Genomic DNA, 22093 nt, shown 5'->3' with positions numbered 1-22093 from the left:
CCCCCTGAGAGTAATCTTCAGGGGGTTTGCTGTATGTACCTTCTGCCCGGGCCCCCCTGGGCCTCACCAAACATCTAAATATCCAATGTACGCAGCAGTTCGCGCGGCGGAATCACACCGTCCTCAATGTAGGCGCGGAAGATAGGCGCCGCCTGCTCACCCGTGAAAACCTCTTCGGGGTGCACCTGAACGGGCATACGGTTACCAACCCATGTGATAGTTGTCCACGCATCGGGGTCGGTCACAGGTTTGCGGGCCACCGTGTACTGTTCGTACGAACCATCTTCGGCAGTCACCCTAATTTCCACCGTCATCGCATGCGTGGAACCGGCACACTGTATATAGTTGCCGTGCGCCACCGAATCCTGGGGAACGTCATCAACATGGTTCACGCCTTCAGGCAGAGCCCACACCACCAGGGCGAAGCGTTTGTCACCCTCCAAAAAGTCGGGATCAGTGAGGCGCTGCTCGGTATCGTCGGCGAAAGACTGCGGAGTCTGGGGGACATCAAATCCGTTATATTCAGTCTTTCCCACCACCCTGTACGCAAAGTACTTCACGGACTTATACCTCTCTCACGTGTTCTTCAGTAGGCACCAGAGTATCGAAGAGAAACAGTGCGTGCCAGCATATTCGTCACTTCGCCGGGCTATCCCCGCCCGCTCATGAGGGCGAGCGCCATTTCGAGGGGGCCGCGCTGCTGAATTTTCTCCCACAGAGTGCACAGCATCATCGCCAGCACCCACCATACGAGCAGGAACCCGAACCAAAGCGCATATCCATAGACGCTCCCCTGCTGCGGGGCGCGATAACCTTCACCGGCGACCATCGTCACAAGCCGTCCGCCGCAGTAGAATGCCAGCCCCAGCATCACAATGGATGCGCTCAGCGACATTCGACCCAGCCGCGCGAACGGTTCCAGCACACCTTTTCCGGCGCTGAGCCGCGCAAATTCGCCCCAGGTGCAGACGGTTCCCACCACTCCCACGATGGTGAGTACGATCGGCCACGTGAGCGATCCCAGTTGGACATGCGGATACACCCACAGGTAGATACTCACGGCAAGAGAACCCAGCGCCACCGGTATGCCCAGGCGTGCGCCGAGTTTTTCGTATCCTCGCCACAGCACCATGCCCAAGCCCATAAGCCAAATGAGTTTGAACCCATCCTGAAACATGGTTCCCGCGCTCTCGTTCACGATTGCTGGGATTGTGCGATGCAGCCAGTCGTCGGCAGTCCACCCGCCCACGCTCAGCCGCTCGTAAGTGAACGGCACGGCGGGGCTGGCGAGCACGGTCACGGCAAGCTGCACCCAAAACGGCATGTACACCAGCCCGATGCTCAGCAGGGTCAGCACGGCTAGGGGCAGAAGCATATCGAAACGGATGGGGAAGTCTTTCCACCCGGAAAAAGCTTGATCCGCAAAAGTACTGTGTGGAAGTTGGGCGAGAACCCAGCCGAGCACGCAGAACGCCAGAAAACGCACGATGCTGCTCGCAAAAAACTGCGGAAAAGCCACCTTGCGGGAGTATAAATATGCAGCCGCGCCCAGAATCACGGCGAACAGGTTCAACGCCTGCGGAAGCACCTGTGAAAGCCAGCTCAAATGTTTGCCGGGCACCAGGTTAAGGCTTACGCTCACAGGAATAAGCATGAGCAGAAGCGCAAAAGCGCGAGCGCTGTCTAACCCGGTATCTCGCCGGGTGTTGGTTTCCGGTAGCATGCATCTCCTGCTCGCTCGTGCCTGTGGTGGTGGTGCATTCTACGGTACCGTGTTCTGCGGGCGGTTTCTAGCGGGGCCTGATGCTGTGACGGTTCGTGTTGAGGCTATGCCGCATCATGTGATGTCAAAATGTTTTGCCCCAGCTCAGGGCGCAGATGTGCGGGGTGGGTGCAAGATACCGGATTGTTGTGTGCGGATTATCCGCTAACTTCGGAACGTCATGTGATACCTTAGGCAGCTAGAGTAAATTCCCTCGCCCGCTGTACTTACGCCCGACCTCCTTGAAGCCCCCTCCTATGTGAATAACCCGAAGTATCTAAGGTATGCTTTCTTCACTATGAACGTTCTGGATGTTTCTCAGCTTGCCCAGCCCCTCGCCGCCGCGCACACGCATATTCTTGCTACGGGTCCGCACGAGGCGTCCGGGGTTGAGGGTACCGCGCAGTATGTCTCGATTTTCTGGGTAACCTTAGCGGCGCTGCTTTCGCCCATCATGTCGCGGCTAACGGGCAAGCGCATCCCTGATGTAGTGTTCCTGTTAATCTGCGGTGTGCTCATAGGCCCGAACGTGTTGGGGCTGGCATCCGGCAGCGACGGCGGCATTCCGCTGCTGAAAGAGCTGGGTTTAGGCATGCTCTTTCTGATTGCCGGGTTTGAGATTAACGTCGATTCGCTGCGTAACCGCCAGGGCAAAAGCGCAATCGCAACCTGGTTCGTTTGCTTTGCGTTGGGCGTGCTGGGGGCGGCGCTCATCACCGGTTTCGCCAAGGGTTTTAACACCTATATTGCGGTGGGCATTGCGCTGAGTTCCACGGCTCTAGGCACGCTGCTGCCCATGCTCAAATCGCATGGTGCAGCGGGTACTCGGGTGGGTAATGCGGTGCTGGTGCACGGCGCCGTTGGCGAGCTTTTCCCGATTTTTGCGATGTCGCTGCTGCTCTCCTCGTATTCGCCGGGCTTGGCGATTCTGATTCTGCTGGGGTTCATGGCGATTGCTGTGGTGACGGCGATTATTCCGCATCGTCTTCTGCAGAAAGTGCCCGGCCTGCGCCAAATTATGGCGGTAGAAACTAACACAACCAGTCAGCTCGTGCTGCGTCTTGCTATGTTTCTGCTGGCTACCCTCATTATGTTTACGGCGCTTTTCGGGCTGGATGCGGTACTCGGCGCCTTCGCTGCGGGTATTATTATGCGTTCGCTCACCCCGGTGGGCGCACTTCATATGATCACGGCACGGTTAGAGACGGTCGGGTTTACGTTCATGATTCCGCTGTTTTTCGTGGTCAGCGGCATGGGGATTAACCCTTCTGTGGTGGCTTCTTCACCTCTGCTGCTGGCGATGGTGGTTATCGGTATTCTGCTGGTGCGCGGGGTGCCGGTGTTCATTGCGGAGCGGTTCACGAACACGGGTTCGGGGCTGCAGTCAATGAGCGAGAAGGTTGAGTTAGCGCTGTATTCAGCGGCGGGTCTGCCTATTATTGTGGCGGTCACGAGTATCGCCACGAGTTCGGGGCTGCTTGAGAGCTCTACTGCATCGCTTCTGGTGGCAGGTGGTGCCCTCACGGTTCTGCTATTCCCGCTGTGGGCTGCAGCCATTAAGCGGGCTTTTAGGTCGCAGACGGCTGAGGCTGAGTCCGGTGTTTCTAAGCGTGCCCAGATTGATGCGTTGAAGGCGCATCGCAACGCGACGGTGAAGCTTACGACCGGTATGATTCCGGTTGTGAAACCGACGAAAGAAACGCATAGTCCTCTGCGGGGCAATGACTCTTCGGGGTCCTCCAAAACCCAGAAACCGCCGAAGAAGTAGCTGGTTCCCCAGGCTGAGGAAGCGTATTTAGGTGAGGGTTTTGAGGATAGCCCGCGCGTGTTTTGCCGCTTGCGAGGATCCTTTAAAACCGCCTAACCACGCGGTCATCTCGGGGCTTAGCTGCGGGACTCATTCGTGCCGTGAACACGCACGTATTCCTGCGCATATACTCCCAGGAGCTTCCCCATCCCGTGCTGGGTGCGCTCACAATGCGGCAGCAGACCGCCTAAGAAACGCAGGGTGACGCGCGGGTCTATGGCCGCCATATCCTCGAAGGTATGCGCCCACCGAGTGAACATCAGCGCCGGGGCAGCCTGCGAGAATCCTGTAGTGGCGTCTTCGTAGGAGAGCCGACCGCCCAAGGTTTCTGCCAGCAGCTCGGCGGCTCCCGCACGGTCTATATGATGCTTTGAAGTAGCCAGCACAGCAAGCGCCTGCGCGGTGATGGAGTTCCACTGCCCCGGATGGTTCCTAAGGGTCTGGACCATATCATGCATGTAGTGGTGCCCGTCTTCTTCGTCGAGAAAGACCCATCGTTCCAACAGCCCTACCGCCACGGGCACTGTGGAAGAAGGGCAGAGGTGCGCCAGTTCTCCGCAGCTCGTTGCCGCATAGTGCAGAGTGAGCAGATGTTTTTCGTCCGGCGTGTGGTGTGGTTCTGCGGCAGGCAGGTGCACGGTGGGGCTCCACCACACGTTTTCGGGTTTGCCGTTGGGGCGTTTCGCCTCGCTTTCACGATAATCCCAACTCACTCGGATGCTCTCAAGAATATTGGGGACTTTCCCCGTACTTTTCCCGGAACGCACGTAATCAGGATGCGGGGCATCGTGGTCCGTATCCCCGGCGGTTTGCTCGGTCTCAACCGGGGCTTTCAAGGCTGTATGCTGCGCGGTTCCCTCTTCTGTACGTTTCAGGAGTTCGGCATCCTCTAATTCCTGCCGTGCAACCGGGCTGAGGTTCTGCACATGCTGATACAGCGTTTCAGTCGCTTTGGCTTGATGCAGCAATTTTGCGGCTGCCACCTGCACCTGTGGATGCGCGTGGTTCAGCCCCGCAACAGATGCTTCGGTAACCGGTGCATCGCCGACTGTACCGTGCAAAGAAGCCAAGAGTTTGAGAACCGCCAGCGCATTCGCCTTGCTCGTCAGCAGTGCGGGGACGCATCCACGAACGAACCAGTCGGCCTCAAGAAGCCCCGCCCGATGCACCGCCGAAAGCTGTTTGACCGCTAGGGTGACGGTCGTGCCCACCGGCGACCCCAGCAGGTTCACAAGCGTATCCTGCCATTGAGCGGATTCTGCGGCGGTGGGTTTAAGCGCGGCATACATGCGGGAGAACCACCCGGCGCGGTAGGCGGCAAAGTCCCGCGCTAACGATGCCAGGCACGCATCCAGCAGATATTCCCGGGGAATCAGCCCCTCGGCGGAAGCATCAAGCAGTTCTCTCTGCCAGGTGTTTCTGAACGTATTTTTATCTACCGTCGCGAACGACCTTTCGGGGGTTCCCTCGACGGTGAACAGGTGCCACAGCAGCTCGTCACGAAATTGCCGGTCGTGGCGCAGCAGACTCTGCCGAAGCGAAACGTTCAAGTTCATAAGCGCCAGAAAATAGTCGTCGTCATGGTTCAGCTGCAGCCCATCGTAGAGCTCGGCTAACCGAAAGAACCCCTGATCGCACCAGTGAGGTGCAGGGCTGGCTAGGCGTTCGACTTCCTCACGGAACCCGCCCGCGCGCAGGCTGCCATAATTCTCGGCTTTGTACAGGGCATATACCTGTTCGGGGCCTTTGTCCGCGAGAAGCTGGGGTAAGTCCTGGATAAATTTCTTATAGGAGGTGCGAAGATCCATATCATTGCTCATCTGCTGCTCCTGTAGGTTTGACACAAGGCGTTGCTCGTTCGGCGTTTATGGTTCATTGTAGGGACTTTCCCGCGCGGATGCGTTCGCTGCGGTCACGCCGTCCGAAGTTCGTGGTCTCCCTTCCCCAGACAGAAACCCGCACGATTATAGGGGGACGGAGCTACCTGCGAGATTCCGGGTTTTAGACGGTATATGACGTCCCGTGACGAGCATCTGTCAGATAGATATCCGTTATTTAGAAAAAATATATATACATGTTGCGTTGGGCATCCACCGGCTTTTGAGGCACATCAGCTGCATATATCCCTTATATGGGGGCTATAACACATCATTTTCGCGTGTATACCAAACATCTCATCAATATTTATTCACAACTCACAGATATTTATTCATAAACATGGGTAATTTTATAATTCTACAGCCTTGCTTTCTGGGTGATTTACGCTAGATTTGAGATACATCACAAAAACGTGCTGTACCACTCACATGGTTCTGTTGGACTGGATGCTCAGTCCCCTCATCTCGAAAGAATCCAAAGCTATGAAAAGGCTTCTCTCTGCCATTACCTGCCTTACTCTCCTGTGTTCAGCATGTTCAAGCGGACCTCACACAGGTGAGCCTCAGGGTGATCCTACCGCCGGAAAAGATTTAAATTATTCAAAGTTTTCAGATGTTAAAGCGACCTTTGATAACGAACATATGGAAATTATTCTTCCACTCAACAAATATATGATGTCTACATCAGAAGGGCTTATAACGCTCAGTGCAAATATTTACAATAACAATGACTGTTCAGTAGCGCGAGGAGTTCCAAGCGGCAGCACCGGAGATGGTGTTGAAATTAAACCACATTTTCAGTACGGAATTTGGAATAAAGACTACGTCTCCAAATACGGATACTCTATCGACCATGATGTAACAAAAATTCGTATAGTTACATTACTTCCCCAAAAAGAATATTCGGAAGCCCAGATGGAAATATATAGCGAATGCCAAAATACAGTCCGTCAGCTGGGCGATTTCCCCGCTCGAATGCCCGAAGCCAACACCATCGTTGCTCAGGCTGATCTTGAAGCAGACTCCGCATGGATGCGCGATGAAGACGTCAAAAAATGGCACGGAGAATGGGAACAATGCCTCAAAGATAAAGGTATTTCTATTCCCAAAGACTACTACTGGGCACCAGATGTTCCCGGCGATAAAGAAAAAGAAATTGAAGTCGCTCTCGCTGATCTAGACTGCAAAGACAGCACCGGATATTTCATGAAAACTATGAACCGCCGGGCACAATATCAGGCCGCAGCCATTGAAAAGTACAAGCCGCAGCTTGATGAATACCGCAAAAACCTTGACGCCCAAATCGAAGAGGCTAAAAAAGTATTAGCCGATCACGGAGAGCCGCTGCCCTCATGGTAAAAAATACGTCACATGTTTCTTTGGAGCGCATTCCCCGCTCGCGCATCCTCATTATTTTTATCTGCGCTAACTTGCTTTTTCTGGTTCTAGGTTTAATCGTGGGTAAAAATATGAGTACCGCACAGTCAGAGGCCCTTGCCAGCTCTCAAGAAAAACTCACCGTCACCACCAAAATCGAAAAACGTCAGGTAGGGCAGGCGACGGTACTTCAAGGGAAAGTGCAGCTGGGTAAAGCTGAGCCCTACTCCCCTGCTGTAGGGGCTGAACGTGCCGTGGTTACTCGCGTTGCGGTAGAACCTGGGCGCACTATTCACCCCGGTGACCTTGTGGCAACTATCTCTGATGTGCCCATTATTGCCATGCCCGATTCCATTCCTTTCTACCGCACCATCAAGAAAGACGATTCGGGGTCTGATGTGCTGGCGCTCCAACAGACCCTCACCAATTGGGGGTATGCCCCCGGTACAGACGGCACCTGGTCGGAGCAAAGTATGAAGGCCTATCAGTCCTTCCTCTACAACTTAGGGGTTGCCAGCGGCGATGTTGAAAGCATCGACTGGAAAACCTTTATGCTGGTGCCCTCTGCGGGGCGCACCGTCGAAACTATCGCAGCACAGGGTACGGTACTGGGGGAGAATCCGCTGTTGACTACACGGAACGGCTCTCCCACGATCGTGGCACGTGCAACCATCGATGTCACCCGTGACCTGCACGTGGGCAGCACCGCCGAAGCAAAATCCACCGGTGGGGCCTCAGGAACGGCAACCGTTACCGCAATATCAGAGTTTAACGCCACCGGCGATATACCAGGTAAAGACGTGACCTTCACCGTGCCGGAAGGGTTCCAAGCGCCCGATGGTGCATCCGCAACTCTTGAGGTGAAAAGCAGCGGCGACCCCACACTAGCCGTACCTATTACAGCCCTGCGTGAGAAAAACGGTGAAGAGTATCTGCGCCTACACAACGGAGAAGAAGTCACCGTGACCGTAGTACGCCAGGCTGAAGGCTGGGCGGCCATTAAAAGCGACCACGAGCTGCGGGAAGGAACCGACGTTGAAATCCCAACCCCGTAGCGCCGACTTGCCCTACGAAACCGAACACGAAGAATCCATCAACAACGGGCATGAGCCTATTCTTGAGCTCGTAGGCATATCCAAAACCTACACCAGGGCCGATACTCCCGTTCTGCAGAACCTAGACCTGCGGGTGTACCCGGGCGATATGCTCGCAATTATCGGCCCTTCCGGGTCCGGTAAATCTACGCTCTTGAATGTGCTCGGCCTCTTAGATACCCCCACGCACGGCAGCTATTTTCTTCGTGGACGTGATATTACCCATGCACCGACCCGCGACCTGGACATTCTGCGCAGCCGACATCTCGGGTTCGTTTTTCAAGACGCACATCTGCTGCCCCACGAAAGCGTGATACGCAATGTTGCACTTCCCCTTCGGGTACAGGGAGTGGGTCTTCACGAACAACTACGCATTAGTGAAGAGACGCTCACCCAGTTGGGGCTGGAACACCGGCTCATGTATTCCGGAGGTGCGCTTTCCGGCGGTGAACGCCAACGGGTTGCTATAGCCCGTGCCCTGAGCACGCACCCGGATATTCTTCTTGCTGATGAGCCCACCGGAAACCTGGACCGTGTAACTACCGAGCGAGTCATGCAAGATTTCAAAAGGCTCAATGCGGCGGGTACTACCATTGTTTTGATTACCCACGATGAAGATGTTGCCCATCAGGCAAGCCGGTGTCTGCGCATGGTAGACGGCCATCTAGAAGAGGTGCACTTCGAGGACGCAGAATCAAGTACCGCCCCACAGCATAATATGTCTGAACGGCAGCAGAAAAAGCAGCCCCTGGAACGCAGCGGTGTTCGCGCCTGGTTCTCCTCCGTCTGGGATGCGGCGGCCGCCATGACAACACGGCTAGGACGCTCAGCTTTGCTCTGCACCGCCTATGCGCTCGCGGTCACCGGGCTGGTGGCATCCTCGGGGCTCTTGAACAGCACCGCTCATCAGGTCAGTGAACGCCTGGAAGCGGCGGCTCTCGACGAGGTTCGACTTTCACCCGTCTCCCAAGATTTTTCCTCCGAAGAAGCTGGGGAAGTTTCCCAAAAACTCACGGCGATTAACGGGGTTACCGCCGTCGGATACCGCACGAGCATCGCCGGTGATGTCTCAAAGTTCCCGCTTGACGTACCGGTTCCCATCAATAAAATAAGCGTGCTCACCTACGCTATCGACACGGGGTACCTGGATGCGGCAGAGGCGGTCACCAAACCAGGCAACGCCCGCACCCTTTTTACCCGCGCACATACGAATCAAGACCGGCCTTCGGCTCTCGTAGGAAAGCACGCAGCAGAACAGCTTGGGATTTCCGGTTCTGGTTCCGGCTCCATCGTGACAGTCAAGGGGAGGGAATATAGTGTGGTCGGCATTATTGAGGAAGCTCCTCGAGATGCTCTCCTGCTTAATGCTGTGGTGCTTGATATGAAGAGCGCATCGTCATACCCGCAAAACGAGCACCTTTTCCTCATGCGCACTAAACCAGGCTACCCCGCGCCTGTTTCTGAGGTAGCGCCCTTAAGCGTGGATGCGGCGCATCCGGAAAATTACAAGGTTCAGACGGTCACAGACTTGAGGTCTTTGCATCGCGGGGTCTCGAACGATATTGCGACCCTCTCGCTTGTATCCTCCTGGGGTATTCTTCTGCTAGCGGCACTGAGCGCGGGCACAACTTTGTACTTAAGCGTGCAAACCAGGCGCGGCGAGATCGCGTTACGGCGTGCGGTGGGAGCGTCGAAAGCGGCGGTACGGCGCATGTTTCTGCTTGAAGGGCTTTTTATTGGGCTTGCGGGCGGTATTTTGGGGATTACGCTAGGCACGCTCCTGACCTTACTGATATGCCAACTCAATGGCTGGAAACCTATTCTGGAGGCGACTCCCCTATTCCTGGGGCTCGGCGCAGGTGGGATCTCCGGACTGGTATCTGCCATGGTTCCGGCTATTGTGGCCTCTCGCGCGCAACCCGCCGATGCAATCCGCACGGTCTAGAGTCAGGATTCTACCCCCAGATATTATGTCGGCGAGCAGATAACAATCCGCTATCTGTTCGCCGACATAATATCTGCTCACGCTCTAGGTGTGGGCGGGGAGATGTGCCCGACCGAGCCTCACCTGCTGCGTTCGCGTGCATCGTGCATACTCCGGTTCTCAGGGTGCCGACGAGTTGAGGTGTCTGAAACCATAAAATAAGAACATGTAATTTTGGTTTAATCGCTCTAAACCCACAAAAAGGGTATCCTAAGTTTTCATACATATAACCTCTTAAATTCCATAATTTACCCGTCATGTAATCGTTACCCGGCAGCATTACTTAAGGTCATTAACACCCTCAAAAGTCCGTAATATTCGGTATTTTTACGACAAATTTTCGGCGTGTTACGACTCTTATCTTTTGCGAGTGACACTGTGTCAGCTAAGATGAAATAGATACGGCAGGGCTCCTCATAAATCCCACAGAATCCAATATCTCATGTGGGGTTGCAGGTTAGTCGAGACATGACTCTTCCGGGTAGTCCCGCGTTGACAGACGAGCTCTACAGGGACGGAGAACGATATGGATTCAACCTCTGAATAGCTCATTAGAGCATCTCAACTTTACGGCCTCACACACTAATTCCATACGCACACACAGTCATTCTAAGGAAGACAAATGCACCAAACACTCATGATGAGTGCCGGTGGTGTAGCACTAGACTTTCCTGCCTGGCTGCGCATCACCCACTTCATTAACTTTCTGATGATTGGACTTCTCATCCGATCCGGTTGGGAAGTTATTGCCTCACATCCGCGTTTTTACTGGAACAACCACTGCACCCCCGGGTCTGAGTGGCTCAAGTTCACGAAGGATAAGGTTTCAACCGTCCCTGGCGAATACACCGCCCGCGACGATCAACGAAGCCTCTCCCCTCTGATCTCGCTCCCCGGTAAGGCTCAGATTGGCTTGGGACGTGCTTGGCACGCTCTCACTACCGTCATCTGGATTGCTAATGGTCTGGTTTATGTGAGCCTACTCTTTATTACGGGTCAGTGGCGCCGCATTGTTCCTACCTCCTGGGATATTTTCCCCGAGGCATGGCAGTCCATCCAGATTTACGCGGGTTTCCAAATCCCCTCTATTGAGCATTTCCAACCCTACGATGCGCTTCAGAAGCTCATGTACTTCACCGTGGTTTTCATCGTGGCGCCACTGATGATTGCCACCGGTCCTATCATGAGCCCCGCGTTCTGCGGCCGCTTCCCACGCTACGTGCGGTTGTTCCGTAACCGCCAGACCGCCCGCTCAATTCACTTCTTGGGCATGGCGTTCTACTGCGTCTTCACCATCATGCACGTGGCGCTGGTACTCATCGTTCACCCGCAGTACAACATTGCGCACATGATGCTCAACAAGAACTACAACGAGATTGACGCGGCACAGTTCGCCCAAGCAGTGACCATGTTGATCGTTGGCGTCGTCGTGGTTCTCGCGGTCTGGATCGGTGCTTCTTACTGGTCGCATCGAGACCTGCGCTTCGCCCAGACCTTCGTTTGGGGTCTGACCCAGCCGGTTCGCAACCTGTTCCTGGATCGCATTTCCTCACGCCAGGTCAAGAAGCAGACCTTCACGGATGCCGATATTTCGCCGTTCCACTGGGTTAACACACGCCCGCCTACAGAGCGTGAAAGCACCGAATGGAACCGACTGCGTGAACAGGACTTCGTAGATTATCGCCTGGAGCTGGGCGGTTTGGTGAAAGAACCCAAGTCGCTAAGCATCGACGATTTGAAGTCCTTGGGCAAGGAAGTCAATATTACGATGCACACCTGCATGCAGGGGTGGACGGGCATCGCCAAATGGGAAGGCGTTCGCCTGCGTGATGTGCTCGCCCTTGTTGAAAAGGACGATAACGCACGGTACGTTATGGTGACTTCATTCGGGCACGTGGGTCACACTTACGATGGTCGCCCCACCGAACCCTACTACGAATGCTTGGATATCTCCATGGTAATGGAGGACGAAACCATTCTGGCTTGGGGTATGAACGATAAGCCCCTACCGGATGTTTACGGTGGTCCCCTGCGCTTGCGTGCAGATTCCATGCACGGCTACAAGATGGTCAAGTGGGTTCAGAAAATTGAATGGATCAGCGATTACCGCGATGTTGGCGACGGTCAAGGCGGTAGCCGCGAAGATTCCGGTCTGCAGCACTTCGACGCTCGCGCGTAAAGTTCTGTAGCTTGTTCCTAGAAGCCCCTGCTGGGCACCGGGTACTCTCCCGGATGCGCGGCGGGGGCTTCGCTATGCCCGTGCTGCGGGCCGGCTGCGCTCCAGCTCGTGATGTGCGTGCTTATGCTGTTCGAGCGGTGATAGCGTGCGAGGCATTCTCCCACACAATGAAAGGGGATGGGAACCACGTTAGGTTCCCATCCCCTTTCTATTGCGTCAGCGGTGCTCTAGGCTCAACCGCCTAGGCACACGCCTGCCGCACCTACTATTTGCCTTCGAGAATCACCACATCCAGGATGCGCGGTCCGTGCACACCCTCCACGCGAATCAGCTCAATATCGCTGGTCGCAGACGGCCCGGAGATCATGGTCACCGGGCGCTCATAGGTGATGCGTTCAATCGCCTCCGGCACCAGCTCCACAACCGTGGATTCCGGCACCACGCATACATGGTGGTCAGGTACCAGGGAAATCGCGCGGCGACCTTCCTGCGGGGTGGAGTTCAAGAAAATAGTGCCGGTCTCAGCGCACGATACGGTCGAGGAGGTGACCACCGCATCCACGGCGTCAAGTTCATGCACCGAAAGCGCGCCGGGTTCGAGAGTGCTCCCCGAATCGGTGACATGCACGCGGGTTGCAGTGTCCTCAGGCAGCCATTCGGGGTTCAGCCCGGTGGGAACCACATAGCGCGAGTTCTCTCCCAGACGCTCGGCAATAACCTCAGCGATATTCGACTCGGTCGCGTTAAAGACGTTCGCCTTATAGTCGATCAGACGATCCACCAGCATCTCAATAGTCTGCTCGCGGTTCAGCTCGCTCACGCGGCGGTAGTTACGCACGGGGGTTGGTGCCTCGGGGGCATCCGACAGGGACTCACGAATACGCGTGAGGATATCTTCCTTCGCAGAGGACATTATGCGTTCTCCTTACCTTCACGAGCCGCCTGAGCTTCGGCCGCAGCCTGTGCGTTCGCTGCGGCTTCTGCAACCTTACCCTTATTCGCTTCGATGAGAGCGGCAATATCCACGCGCTCGGCGCTGTCGCGAGCGGGTGCGCCAGATTTTTCCTTCTTCCACCAGTTGCGGAACGATTCTTTGGGAGGCTCAGGAATATCGCGGTAGTCCGTCCAACCGCCGACAATTCCGGGCACCTTCGTAATCTTATGTTTCTTGCCGCTAATCAGACGGGACATCGGCAGACCACGCTCGGCGGCTGCCATCATCTTGCCCGAGGAGAACAGCTTCTTAGCACCGTACATCATGGCGTCCATCTGGGTGGGCGCGTGTTTCTTCGCGTGCTTCGCCTCAACATCCTTACCGCGCAAATGCACCAGCACCTCGGGGAAGTTGATCTTCACGGGGCACACTTCGTAGCAGGCACCGCATAGCGAAGATGCGTATGGCAGCGAGTTATTGTGCGCCGCCTCAATACCGGAAAGCTGGGGCGAAAGGATTGCACCAATCGGGCCGGGGTAAGTAGAACCGTAGGCGTGACCACCGGCGCGCTCGTACACGGGGCACACGTTCATGCAAGCAGAACAGCGGATGCAGCGCAGCGCCTGGCGACCCAGTTCATCGGCCAGCACGGCGGTACGGCCATTATCGATGAGGATCACGTGCAGGTTCTGCGGGCCGTCACCGGGGGTTACGCCCGTCCACATGGAGGTGTAAGGGTTCATGCGCTCACCGGTGGAGGAACGCGGCAAAAGCTGCAGGAATGCCTCGTAGTCCTGGAAGGTGGGCAGCAGCTTCTCAATACCCATGAACGAGATGAGGGTATCGGGCAGGGTCAGGCACATACGACCGTTGCCTTCGGATTCCACGATGGTCATGGTGCCGGTCTCAGCAATACCGAAGTTCACGCCCGAAACGGCGACCTTGGTCGAGAGGAACTTCTCGCGCAGACGGTTACGCGAAGCCTCCGCAAGCTCTGCGGGTTCATCGGTAATATCCGGGTTAATGCCTTCAATCTTCTTAAGGAAGATATCGCGGATTTCGCGGCGGTTACGGTGAATTGCCGGAACCAGGATGTGCGAGGGGCGGTCTTCGCCGAGCTGCACAATTTCTTCCGCAAGGTCGGTCTCAATGGCGTTAATGCCGTTCTCTTCCAAGAACTCGTTCAGACCGGTTTCGGCGGTTGCCATGGACTTGATCTTGATGATCTCGTCCACACCCTGTTCGCGAATCAGATCGAGGGCGATCTGGTTTGCCTCGTGAGCATCGCGCGCCCAGTGTACGTGGCCACCGCGCGCGGTAAAGTTGCGCTCGAACTGTTCCAGCATTTGGGGCAGGTTGAAGAGCACATAGTTCTTCACCATTTCGCCGGTGTTGCGCAGTTCCTGCCAGTCGGGCAGCTCACTGGTGACGCGGGCACGTTTATTGCGAATAGCGTGGGTCACGAAACGCAGGTTATTACGCAGCTGGTCATTCTTCAGCTCGCGCTTGGCGTATTCGGGGAACGGTTCGTTCTCAAAGATATTGCCTTCGCCGTAGTGCACGACCTTCGGCATGCCCAGGGGGATTGCGGTGGAAGTCATCATCAACCTACTTTCTATGCGAAGGCGAGTTCTACGTTGCCGTCAATCTTCAGCGGATTCTCCTTGGTGGAGGCGAGGATTTCGGCAAAATGGACGGTCTTAACAGAGGATCCGCGGCGTGAGAGTGCACCGCCGATATTCATCAGGCAGGAGCAGTCGCCGCCGGTGCATACGGATGCGCCGGTCTTCTCAACGTTGGTTGCTTTATCTTCAACCATCGCCCCGGAAACATCGGCATTCTTGAACGAGAAGGTTCCGCCGAAGCCGCAGCACTGGTCGAGGCCCTCAATTTCGGTGTACTTAATGCCTTCAACGGTGCGCACAAGATCTGATTGGCGGGAGCCAAGGTGCAGCAGACGCATACCGTGGCATGAGCTATGGTAGGTCACGTGCTCGGGGAAGTAAGAACCAAGCTGCTCGGCAGCGTTGGTGATGCCCAGAACGTCAATGAGAAGCTGGGAAAGCTCAAAGGTGCGTGCAGCAATCTGTTCTGCGCGCACGGCAAGATCTTCGTCGCCCTGATGACGAGCGATCATGGGCTGCTGGTGCCCCAGGGATGCTACGCAGGAACCTGAGGGTGCCACGGCAACATCCCAGTCCCACGCCTCAAAAGACTCGACGTGGTTTTTTACGACGGGGTAAGCATCATCAAAGTACCCGGAATTGACATGCATTTGGGAACAGCAGGTCTGCCCGGGAGGGTAAACAACCTCATGCCCTAAGCGTTCTAGAATCTCGACGGTCGCGCGTGCTACGCGGGGATACATGCCATCAACAATGCACGTGGAGAAAAGCGCAATACGCATGTTATCCGTCCTTTCTGGTTTCGAGTCTCTACAGAACCGCTGATGTGGGATGCGGTATGCGCTCCGGGACGCAAATTCCTGTGCCGAATTTACGTAACGCGGGTTTTCAACGCGCCAGGATCATGACTGACCAGGTTCTCTCAGGAACCCGCCGGTGTTTACGGGGACCGGTCATATCGGTGTAGAAACGTATTCGTAGACTTTCTTCGTTGATCTTCATTTAACACCAGGTTCGGAGCATTCCTTTAATTGAAATAACGAACATTTTTCTCACCAAATTGAGTTTTAAGGATTCCCTTAGTTTCAGGTAGTAAAGCATACTTTAGGTCATAGCAACCCCAATGTTTCGAGATACCTTAAACAGACATTCCGGCGGGTGCATATGCAGCATCCGCGAGCTGATGCGGAACTGACCGAATTCTCTGCATAATTTCCCGCAAATATGCATATCTTACCTATGCAATCCCTTGCAATATCGGGTGGCACAACCCAGGAACATCTCGAAAAAATGCAGTGCGCAAAATCTCTATGCGCAGAGCTGAAATTTAATGCCAGAAGTTGGAACAACCCATTTTTTGATGCCCAGAACGCAAATATCACCCCTCTCCCCCGCCATCGTGCGGAAAACACACCTACACTCTATAAGTTGTATCTCAAAGCACCCTTCGGGTAGGCTTCACATGAAGCTAATGGTCAGACCACATCCCAGAAGGGTGCCATAGTCGCCACGAATCCGTGGAATTTTGATTGGTCTGACCACATCACATTGAACCGAACCAAAGGAGTTCCAGTGAATACATTCTTCGCTGAACCCAACGCAGTCGGGGGAAGCCTTGGGCTAAGCGCGCTCGTGGCAACCATACCGCTGCTGACCTTCTTCATCATGCTACTCGTCGTCAAGGCACGCGCACACTGGTCGGCGCTGGTGGCACTTGCCGCATCTATCCTGGTGGCAAGCCTCGGCTTTACGATGCCCTTCGATTTGGCAGGGCTCAGCGCGGTGCGCGGCGCTATCTACGGTTTGGTGATCTGCTGGGTGATCCTCGGCGCTATCTGGTTCTACCAGGTCACCGTGCTTGCCGGACGCTTTGAAGACTTGCGCCGTACCTTCGACCGTCTGGGCGGCGGCGATTTGCGCATCCAGGCGATTCTGATTGCCTTCTGCTTCGGTGGTCTGCTTGAAGCCCTCGCAGGGTTCGGTGCTCCCGTGGCAATTACCGCAACCATGATTCTTGCCCTCGGTGTGAAGCCGCTCAAAGCAGCTATTACCGTGCTTCTTGCTAACACCGCTCCTGTGGCTTTCGGCGCCGTCGCCGTCCCGATTGTGACCGCAGGCGATGTTGGTGGCAAAGACCCGCACGTTATTGCAACTATCGTTGGTCACCAGGCACCGTTCCTGGCAATGTTCGTGCCCGTCATTCTGCTCTTCATCCTCGACGGCATGAAGGGTGTTAAAGATGCATGGCTCCCTGCCTTCGTCATTGGTATTTCCTTCGGTATTGCACAGTGGATCACCGCAGCAACCCCCGCATTCAACCTGACCGACGTTGTTGCTTGCATCATCTCCATGGGTGTTGCTGTGATCTTCCTGCAGTTCTGGAAGCCCCGCGGCGTCGCAGGCGTTCGTGAGCGCTACGGTCTGCCCGCTCAGACCGAGGAGAAGGAAGCTCTGCCCGCAGTTCGCGTCTGGATGGCACTGATGCCCTACGTCATCGTTGTCGCAATCTTCGGTATTGCTAACCTGCACGCCGGTCTGAAGGCATGGCTGAAGAGCTTCGTCATCAAGATTGACATCCAGGCTCTGAGCTCCCGCCTCGTCACCGCTGACGGCAAGCCCGTCAAGGACGCTGTCTACAACTTCACCTGGATGTCCAACCCCGGCACCCTGCTAATCATCTCCGGTCTGATTGTTGCTGTCATCTACTTCTTCTTCAACGAGAAGGGCCGCTACGCATTCAAGTTCCCGGCGATTTTCACCGAGTTCGGTTCCGTTGTCTACCGTATGCGCTGGTCCATCCTGACCATTGCTTCGGTTCTGGCACTGGCATACGTCATGAACTTCTCCGGTCAGACCATCGCTATGGGTACCTACCTGGCAGGCCTGGGCACCGTCTACGCATTCCTCGCACCGGCTCTGGGCTGGATCGGTACCGCTGTGACCGGTTCGGACACCAGCGCGAACGCACTGTTCTCCAAGCTGCAGGTGTCTGCCGCTGAGAACCTGCAGCACGCAGGTATCCACGGCGCAACCCCCGAGCTCATGCTGGCTGCTAACACCACCGGTGGTGTGGTCGGTAAGATGATCTCCCCGCAGTCGCTGACTATTGCTGCTACCTCCGTGGACATGGAAGGCAAGGAATCCGACATCCTCAAGGCCGTGGTTCCCTGGTCGTTCGCCATGCTCGTGGTGGTCTGTATTCTGGTCTTCCTGCAGACCAACGTGCTCTCGTTCCTGATTCCCTAACCGGTACGCTGCACATACAAACGCATAAACCACGATGGGGCGGTGTACTTCGCGGTACACCGCCCCGCGCGTTTCTCTCACTATTCCTCACAGGCTCGGGCACTCTCCCACCCCACCTGAGCCGCCTCAAACGCACACACGGCGGGTTATTCTTACCCGCATCTTGAGACTTATTAGGATGGGAACACCTCATGACTCACCTGACAGACTCGACATCCCGCATACAGGAACGCAGCTACAGCATCATTCTTGAAACCTTCGAGCGGCGGCTGCGCCTGGGCGAACTGCGTGTCGGTGATAAGCTGCCTTCCGAGCGTGCGCTGGCCGAAAAACACGGAATTTCTCGGCCCTCGGTACGCGAGGCCCTGCGTATTCTCAACGCGCTGGGGCTGATTCGCTCCAGTAGCGGATCGGGACCGAAATCGGGCGCTATCGTCATTTCGGAGCCCTCCGACACCCTCAGCTGGGCACTGCGCATGCACATCGCAACCCGCAACCTACCAGTCAAAGATGTGGTCTCTACACGTTTGCTTCTGGAGGGACCGGCTGCACGTGCCGCCGCAAACGCCCCCGACTCCCCCGAACGCGATCTGGCGCTGAAAAATGCCCGCGAACATCTGCGTGAGATGGATCTACCGCAGGTCTCGAACGAGCGTTTCCATTTCTGCGATACCCGCTTTCACTACGAACTTTCAAAGCTGGGCGGAAACATTGTGCTCGATACCGTGATCGATTCACTGCACATGGCGACTATCAGCTACGTGCAGGAGGCAGTGCCGCTGCTGCGCGATTGGGATTCCGTCAAGCAGACGCTTCAAGACCAGCACCGGGGCATTTACGAGGCGATCTCAACCCGTGACGAGGACGCCGCCTATGAGCGGGTGTGCGAGCACATCAAATGGTTCTATTCGCTCTCAGACCGCGCCCGCGACCAACAGCGAGAACGGCAGGCTCAGGTGATAGATGCGGATGCGCTGCCGCATCAGGTGGTGCTGCATGAGGAGCATCTGGCGTAGAAGCTCTCTCATATGCATTAGGCACAAAGCGGGAACGTTTTCTATCCCTTCGCTACGTTGTGCCCTATCAGCTCCACTGCTTGGAGAAGATAAGGCATAGGTGTGGCTGGGGATTCGGCTAACTCGTTCGGCATAGGGTTGTAGTTCCCCGTAAGATGTGCGTTCCCGCATGCTTTTTCGTACTCCTCAAAAGGAAAATCTTGAGGAATAGTTTTCTCATCTTTCTCCAAGACTCCCGATAACTGACGATAGTGTCGTTGCGCATCTTTCTGATTTTGGTATTTTCTGACCCGTTCGTAATGAGCGTTAAGCCACACTTCAAAGCACGGTGCATTCACAACAGCGGCGATATCTTCGTCCGTACAACTCTTGATAAACTCACGTAATTTTTCACGGGTATGGTCGTCCTGATCTACCACAAGCCATACCTGATCATAGTTTTTAGAAGTTCTGCCTATTACTTTTTGAAGTATCCACGTGGGATCTCCTGAAATAGCTTCTATCGTTACTGAATACTTTTCACGCGGTCCGTTGACCTTATCGCGTAACCATTCAAGGTAACGATGCTCCGTCACTTCACCATTGGTTACGACTAGGATAGTAGTCTTTGTGCTGCGTTTCTTGGTGCTCTTAGCACGACGGCTCATTGTTCCGCCTCTAAAAGAGCACGTAACTCAGACATGTAGGTGGTGGGTATAGCCCCGAAAGCACCGGTGAGATACTGTTTCTGAATATTGCTCTTGGGACGGGTATCAAACTCTTCCAAAGAAAAAATTTCGCTCGCGCCCTCATTATTTTTCTCGGTAAACCACACTTCCGGCGGGTCAAGCAGGCGCATGGGGATATTACCCAGCAGAGTAGCATCGTGCGAAGTAAAAATGAGTTGCGCGCCGGTACGGTTCATGTCAGGGTTCTTGAACATGCTCACCAATTCAGCGGCCAAAGTAGGATGCAGGCTAGATTCCAGTTCATCAACTACTAACACTGCACCCCCTTGGAGGGCTGCCACAGCTCTACCCGCAAGCACAAGCCAGCTGAGAGTACCATCGCTCTGTGCACTAAGCCCCAGCCTAACCTCTTTCTCATGTACTCCACGATGGTATAGATTAAGCGCTTGTGCGCTCTCTAACATATCTTCATGAGAAAGCTCAGGCCCGAAACCCGCTATTTGTCTAATATTTGCTACTTCAATAAACTCTGGTGGGAGTTTTTTACGGTCTACTTCAAGACGGGTAACTCCAATATCAGCCACTTGTGCTAATGCGCTCATAGAACGCTCCCACAGGTCGATATTACGAATTATCATACGCATTATTGTCACGATATTCGTCTGTCGTGAAGCCATACCATCCATGAAATAGAAATCGTAGGCAAGAACACGCGCCAAAGGTGCCAGGGTCTCATGCCCGTATTGCCGAGCAACCGCTAAAAACAGCTGATCTGGCTGTGTAATTTTACGAACCTCTTGGGTGGCGCCCTTCAGCGAGGACCCTGCCTTTACGGTAACTGTGGAGTCTTTTTGGGTGCGGCGCTCAAAGAGTAATCGTGCTGTACCTTTTGGGTAGGCATGCATGGTTTCAAGGGCTATAGCACCGCTTTTATCTGCCTGTACCCGATAGTCATAGCGCACCTGCTCGTGGGTGAAACTCAGCGTGTAGGTTGTCTGCGGGTTGAGAGGGTTCTGAAGCAGATAAGGATGATAAAGATGTCCCCCAGGCGCACGGACAGCCTGGCTCAGTCTGATAAGCGCACCACGCACAATGGTGCTTTTACCAGAAGCATTCGCCCCGAAAATAGCGGCCACTCGGCTCGTAGAGCTCTCCCAAGTCTGCCCATTTTTCGGCACCTGCGTTTTGAGGGAGGGAAGCACCATCGACAGGTACGCTTCATCCCTGAAACTTTCATAGTTTTCAACCGAAAATTCTAGAAGCATACGCCAACTCTAACAAAAATAGAGGGTATTTTGGGAAAATTTTTCCCTAAAACACCAGAATTTACCCCTGAGTACATAATATTCTAGGTAAAAAGAGCAACGCTGCATGAGGAGCATCTGGCGTAGAAAATTTCCGCGAGTAGATAGTATTTTGACGAGCAGATATCAACGCGTTATCTGCTCGTCAAAATATTATCTACTCGCGCATTTAGTCTATCTAGAACTTCGTTCCGGTCAGCCTCTCGTAGGCTTCAACATAGCGGGCGCGGGTCTTCTCAACCACATCCTCGGGCAGATGAGGCACGTTATCCGAACCGTCCCAGCCCGATTCCGGCGAGCGCAGCCAGTCGCGCACAAACTGCTTATCAAAGCTCGGCTGAGACTTTCCGGGTTCGTACTCACTCGCATCCCAGAATCGTGAGGAGTCGGGGGTAAGCAATTCGTCGCCAAGGGTGATTTCGCCGCGGTAAGAGTCGGTTCCGAATTCGACTTTGGTGTCTGCCAAGATAATGCCCTGCTCGCGGGCGATTTTTTCGGCGGTGCTGTAGAGTTCGAGTGAGAGTTCTTCTAGGCGGTTACCGATTGCGTGCCCTACTTCGGCGTAGAGTTCTTCGCGGGTTACCGGTTCATCGTGCTGGCCTACTTCGGCTTTGCCGGTTGGGGTAAAAATTGGGGTTTCGAGGCGTGACCCGTCCACAAGCCCCGCAGGGAGTTCGATGCCTGCTATGCTTCCGGTGTCGCGGTAACTTGCAAGCCCCGAGCCCGTCAGATAGCCGCGCACAATGCACTCGACCGGAAACATATTGAGCGATTTGCATATCATGGCTCGCCCTGCGACTGATTCGGGCACATCGGTTGAAATCACATGGTTTGGGATATGCGAAAGTTGTTGAAACCACCACAGCGACATTTGGGTGAGGATTTTGCCTTTATCGGGGATTTCGGTGGGAAGAATTTTATCGAAGGCACTAATGCGGTCAGAGGCGACGACCATGACAGAGCCTGCGCGGATTTCAGCATCATCACTGACTGTTAGCCCGGCGGCGTCGTAGCGGCTTTCTTCGGGAACGTACAGGTCGCGTACTTTACCGGAGTAGACGTGCGTCCACCCCGGAATCATGGGTGGGTTGTTGCGGGAATTCATGGGCAGTTCTCCTGTGGGGCGAATGTGCGCGGCGTGTTTACCTATCCTTTACCTTACCGGACAATGCCCGCATCCCGCGATATGTGAATCCTAATGCGGTCGCAACGCCGTGTTC

16 protein-coding genes are annotated in these 22093 nt (G+C 55.0%); 7 read left to right on the top strand and 9 right to left on the bottom strand.

Going from position 1 to position 22093, the window contains the following annotated elements; translation table 11 throughout:
• Nucleotides 1-74: 74 nt before the first annotated feature.
• Nucleotides 75-560, bottom strand: a complete 486-nt coding sequence (locus HMPREF2609_RS05555; protein ID WP_070535478.1) for an NTP pyrophosphohydrolase — start codon at nucleotides 558-560, stop codon at nucleotides 75-77.
• Between the two features lie 89 nt (nucleotides 561-649).
• The gene (locus tag HMPREF2609_RS05550; RefSeq protein WP_070535476.1) at nucleotides 650-1723 is read right to left on the bottom strand and encodes a DUF418 domain-containing protein; all 1074 of its coding nucleotides are present in this window, start codon (nucleotides 1721-1723) and stop codon (nucleotides 650-652) included.
• Between the two features lie 337 nt (nucleotides 1724-2060).
• On the opposite strand from HMPREF2609_RS05550, the gene HMPREF2609_RS05545 reads away from it, so the two are divergent.
• A complete protein-coding gene (locus HMPREF2609_RS05545) occupies nucleotides 2061-3530 on the top strand; it encodes a cation:proton antiporter (protein WP_070535471.1) in 1470 nt (489 codons plus the stop codon).
• A gap of 116 nt (nucleotides 3531-3646) precedes the next feature.
• Here the strand turns inward: HMPREF2609_RS05545 and HMPREF2609_RS05540 are convergent, their stop codons facing one another.
• The gene (locus tag HMPREF2609_RS05540) at nucleotides 3647-5389 is read right to left on the bottom strand and encodes a DUF6493 family protein (protein ID WP_246825584.1); all 1743 of its coding nucleotides are present in this window, start codon (nucleotides 5387-5389) and stop codon (nucleotides 3647-3649) included.
• A gap of 540 nt (nucleotides 5390-5929) precedes the next feature.
• Here HMPREF2609_RS05540 and HMPREF2609_RS05535 point away from each other — a divergent pair.
• From HMPREF2609_RS05535 to HMPREF2609_RS05520, 4 genes are all read left to right on the top strand, one after another.
• Entirely contained in the window at nucleotides 5930-6805 is an 876-nt protein-coding gene (locus HMPREF2609_RS05535) for a hypothetical protein (protein WP_070449736.1), read from the top strand.
• On the top strand, nucleotides 6799-7878 hold the full coding sequence (locus HMPREF2609_RS05530) for an efflux RND transporter periplasmic adaptor subunit (protein WP_070535468.1): 1080 nt from the start codon (nucleotides 6799-6801) through the stop codon (nucleotides 7876-7878). The genes HMPREF2609_RS05535 and HMPREF2609_RS05530 overlap by 7 nt, the downstream gene beginning before the upstream one ends.
• Complete coding sequence (locus HMPREF2609_RS05525; protein ID WP_070535465.1) at nucleotides 7859-9862, top strand: ABC transporter ATP-binding protein/permease; 2004 nt, start codon at nucleotides 7859-7861, stop codon at nucleotides 9860-9862. Before HMPREF2609_RS05530 ends, HMPREF2609_RS05525 begins: the two co-directional genes overlap by 20 nt.
• Before the next feature lie 661 nt (nucleotides 9863-10523).
• Nucleotides 10524-12080 (top strand): molybdopterin-dependent oxidoreductase, encoded by a 1557-nt coding sequence (locus HMPREF2609_RS05520; RefSeq protein WP_070449729.1) that lies wholly within the window; start codon nucleotides 10524-10526, stop codon nucleotides 12078-12080.
• 265 nt (nucleotides 12081-12345) lie between these two features.
• On the opposite strand, the gene HMPREF2609_RS05515 is transcribed toward HMPREF2609_RS05520, so the two are convergent.
• The 3 genes from HMPREF2609_RS05515 to HMPREF2609_RS05505 are packed head-to-tail and all read right to left on the bottom strand — an operon-like array spanning nucleotide 12346 to nucleotide 15421.
• On the bottom strand, nucleotides 12346-12993 hold the full coding sequence (locus HMPREF2609_RS05515; protein ID WP_013397788.1) for a LutC/YkgG family protein: 648 nt from the start codon (nucleotides 12991-12993) through the stop codon (nucleotides 12346-12348).
• Entirely contained in the window at nucleotides 12993-14618 is a 1626-nt protein-coding gene (locus HMPREF2609_RS05510) for a LutB/LldF family L-lactate oxidation iron-sulfur protein (RefSeq protein ID WP_070535462.1), read from the bottom strand. Before HMPREF2609_RS05510 ends, HMPREF2609_RS05515 begins: the two co-directional genes overlap by 1 nt.
• A gap of 11 nt (nucleotides 14619-14629) precedes the next feature.
• Nucleotides 14630-15421 (bottom strand): (Fe-S)-binding protein, encoded by a 792-nt coding sequence (locus tag HMPREF2609_RS05505; RefSeq protein ID WP_004005516.1) that lies wholly within the window; start codon nucleotides 15419-15421, stop codon nucleotides 14630-14632.
• 790 nt (nucleotides 15422-16211) lie between these two features.
• Here HMPREF2609_RS05505 and HMPREF2609_RS05500 point away from each other — a divergent pair.
• On the top strand, nucleotides 16212-17885 hold the full coding sequence (locus HMPREF2609_RS05500; protein WP_070535459.1) for an L-lactate permease: 1674 nt from the start codon (nucleotides 16212-16214) through the stop codon (nucleotides 17883-17885).
• Between the two features lie 191 nt (nucleotides 17886-18076).
• Nucleotides 18077-18901: a FadR/GntR family transcriptional regulator gene (locus HMPREF2609_RS05495; RefSeq protein ID WP_070535456.1), complete on the top strand. Its 825-nt coding sequence runs from the start codon at nucleotides 18077-18079 to the stop codon at nucleotides 18899-18901.
• A gap of 41 nt (nucleotides 18902-18942) precedes the next feature.
• Here HMPREF2609_RS05495 and HMPREF2609_RS05490 read toward each other — a convergent pair whose 3' ends face one another.
• The 3 genes from HMPREF2609_RS05490 to HMPREF2609_RS05480 form a co-directional block, all read right to left on the bottom strand.
• The gene (locus HMPREF2609_RS05490; RefSeq protein ID WP_083296701.1) at nucleotides 18943-19548 is read right to left on the bottom strand and encodes an RloB family protein; all 606 of its coding nucleotides are present in this window, start codon (nucleotides 19546-19548) and stop codon (nucleotides 18943-18945) included.
• Nucleotides 19545-20834 (bottom strand): AAA family ATPase, encoded by a 1290-nt coding sequence (locus HMPREF2609_RS05485; RefSeq protein ID WP_070535452.1) that lies wholly within the window; start codon nucleotides 20832-20834, stop codon nucleotides 19545-19547. Before HMPREF2609_RS05485 ends, HMPREF2609_RS05490 begins: the two co-directional genes overlap by 4 nt.
• A gap of 217 nt (nucleotides 20835-21051) precedes the next feature.
• On the bottom strand, nucleotides 21052-21978 hold the full coding sequence (locus HMPREF2609_RS05480; protein ID WP_070535451.1) for a phosphoribosylaminoimidazolesuccinocarboxamide synthase: 927 nt from the start codon (nucleotides 21976-21978) through the stop codon (nucleotides 21052-21054).
• Between the last annotated feature and the right edge of the window lie 115 nt (nucleotides 21979-22093).

This window comes from Rothia sp. HMSC058E10 (assembly GCF_001809415.1).
GTDB lineage: Bacteria > Actinomycetota > Actinomycetes > Actinomycetales > Micrococcaceae > Rothia > Rothia dentocariosa.
The sequence above is the reverse complement of the archived record's forward strand: the minus strand, read 5'-3'. Positions and strand labels throughout refer to the sequence as shown.

What these genes read in the sequence shown, in the direction of transcription:
- HMPREF2609_RS05550 (WP_070535476.1), bottom strand. Translation starts at nt 1,723, where the DNA reads ATGCTACCGGAAACCAACACCCGGCGAGATACCGGGTTAGACAGCGCT.
- HMPREF2609_RS05545 (WP_070535471.1), top strand. Translation starts at nt 2,061, where the DNA reads ATGAACGTTCTGGATGTTTCTCAGCTTGCCCAGCCCCTCGCCGCCGCG.
- HMPREF2609_RS05540 (WP_246825584.1), bottom strand. Translation starts at nt 5,389, where the DNA reads ATGAGCAATGATATGGATCTTCGCACCTCCTATAAGAAATTTATCCAG.
- HMPREF2609_RS05535 (WP_070449736.1), top strand. Translation starts at nt 5,930, where the DNA reads ATGAAAAGGCTTCTCTCTGCCATTACCTGCCTTACTCTCCTGTGTTCA.
- HMPREF2609_RS05530 (WP_070535468.1), top strand. Translation starts at nt 6,799, where the DNA reads ATGGTAAAAAATACGTCACATGTTTCTTTGGAGCGCATTCCCCGCTCG.
- HMPREF2609_RS05520 (WP_070449729.1), top strand. Translation starts at nt 10,524, where the DNA reads ATGCACCAAACACTCATGATGAGTGCCGGTGGTGTAGCACTAGACTTT.
- HMPREF2609_RS05515 (WP_013397788.1), bottom strand. Translation starts at nt 12,993, where the DNA reads ATGTCCTCTGCGAAGGAAGATATCCTCACGCGTATTCGTGAGTCCCTG.
- HMPREF2609_RS05510 (WP_070535462.1), bottom strand. Translation starts at nt 14,618, where the DNA reads ATGATGACTTCCACCGCAATCCCCCTGGGCATGCCGAAGGTCGTGCAC.
- HMPREF2609_RS05505 (WP_004005516.1), bottom strand. Translation starts at nt 15,421, where the DNA reads ATGCGTATTGCGCTTTTCTCCACGTGCATTGTTGATGGCATGTATCCC.
- HMPREF2609_RS05495 (WP_070535456.1), top strand. Translation starts at nt 18,077, where the DNA reads ATGACTCACCTGACAGACTCGACATCCCGCATACAGGAACGCAGCTAC.
- HMPREF2609_RS05490 (WP_083296701.1), bottom strand. Translation starts at nt 19,548, where the DNA reads ATGAGCCGTCGTGCTAAGAGCACCAAGAAACGCAGCACAAAGACTACT.
- HMPREF2609_RS05485 (WP_070535452.1), bottom strand. Translation starts at nt 20,834, where the DNA reads ATGCTTCTAGAATTTTCGGTTGAAAACTATGAAAGTTTCAGGGATGAA.
- HMPREF2609_RS05480 (WP_070535451.1), bottom strand. Translation starts at nt 21,978, where the DNA reads ATGAATTCCCGCAACAACCCACCCATGATTCCGGGGTGGACGCACGTC.